Source organism: Prevotella sp. TF12-30 (genome assembly GCF_003436715.1).
Classification (GTDB): domain Bacteria; phylum Bacteroidota; class Bacteroidia; order Bacteroidales; family Bacteroidaceae; genus Prevotella; species Prevotella copri_A.
Window position 1 is genome coordinate 515 of record NZ_QSQJ01000097.1, and the last position, 1,451, is coordinate 1,965.

1 protein-coding gene is annotated in these 1,451 nt (G+C 33.9%); it reads left to right on the forward strand.

Annotation, left to right across the window (positions count from 1 at the left end; all coding sequences use genetic code 11):
- The first annotated feature begins 182 nt into the window (after positions 1 to 182).
- Entirely contained in the window at positions 183 to 704 is a 522-nt protein-coding gene (locus DXD25_RS16170) for an immunoglobulin-like domain-containing protein (protein ID WP_117664378.1), read from the forward strand.
- Positions 705 to 1,451 lie beyond the last annotated feature (747 nt).

Consider the following 1,451-nt stretch of genomic DNA (forward strand, 5'->3'; position numbering starts at 1 on the left):
ACACGTTCTTCTTCAAGTGGGAATGGTTTTGGTTCTTTTGGAAGTGGAAGCAATAGTAGTAGTCAGGATTTTAATAGATGATTGTTTATGAAGAAACTGTTAATAATAAAGCCAAAACAAAATAGGTTAGTGATAGTGACCTTTGTAATTTTCATTTTTGTCTAACATAAAAAATAATGTGTATGAAAATTAATTTTATTTTTTTGCTAGGATGCATGATTGCATGTTTATTGTTTCTTTCTTGCTCTGTTGGGGATAAAAGTAATAGTCAAGTAACGGAAGCAAGTGCTTTAACTAGTAATGTGCAAGAGAATAAATCCGAGCAAGAGACCAAAATAGCAAAAGAGGCCAACTCTGTACAAGGAAACCTTGGCTTGGAACTCTCGCAGACGCATTTTACGAATAAACCTCAAGTTGTTACGTTGACTATAACCAACAATTCACCATGGACTTGTATCGTTGGTTATGAGTACTTTATCGAGAAGGAAAATAAAGGTTGGAAAAAGATTCCATTGAAGAATGCTGCCTTTATAGAGATAGGTCTTGGCATCCGACCAAACACTGCCAGAAAATTTCAAATTGATCTGGGCAATGTACGTCAGAAATATACGAAAGGGACATATCGCATTGGGAAGAAAATGAGAATAGAGACAACAGAAGGCTACAGAGATACAACGGGTTACTGCTCGTTCAACGTCTTATAATTAATGCCACTTTGCGCACTAAAAGGTGTGTGAAGTGGCATCGTTGTTTATGAAACTATTGTAAAGAAGTTTCCTCAGGATTAAAATATAATAATTCTTGTGGAACGATAGAATATAGAGGGGGAGAAATATGCTATAAAAAAGAGTGTTTATTATGTTAAAAAGAAACTGCAAAATGTAGATGTGTATAGGAGTGATGGTATAATATCCTATACTAAAAGTGAAGTAGAATCTGATAAAAAGCTCGCAAACTATTTAGGGATTCCTTTGGTTAGAATTGTTGTGATTAGTAAGGATAAACTTTTGGATAATAATACATTATTTTCTTATGAAGCAAAAGGAGATTCTATATTTGTTAATCAGGCAAAAAATCTTGTCATTTACGTAAATTCTATTCAAAAGTAAACTCTATGGGGAGTTTTTTATTATGGTTCTACAAGAATTAGTGTGTGTTAATGAGAGTGTAAGCTAAACTGTGTCATGCTATCACTGTTATAGTTTAATGCAGTTTATTTGCATTTTGTTCAGTATAGTTTCCCCACTTCTACACCCGGCAACAAGTAGCAGAAATCATCGAATTTCTGGATGAACCATAAAAAATCACCCTGAAAGGGAATGCATACAACACACTATGCATATCCCTTTTAGGGTGAGTTAACAAAACACAATCACAGCAATAAGTTTGTTAATTTTACGTTCTTTTCAAAAAGGGGTTGTGCAATAGTGGCTTAAAGGCTAAAAGCACTA

Bases quoted from the DNA above. Each gene is read 5' to 3' on its own strand.
- DXD25_RS16170 (WP_117664378.1), top strand. From the start codon at position 183: ATGAAAATTAATTTTATTTTTTTGCTAGGATGCATGATTGCATGTTTA.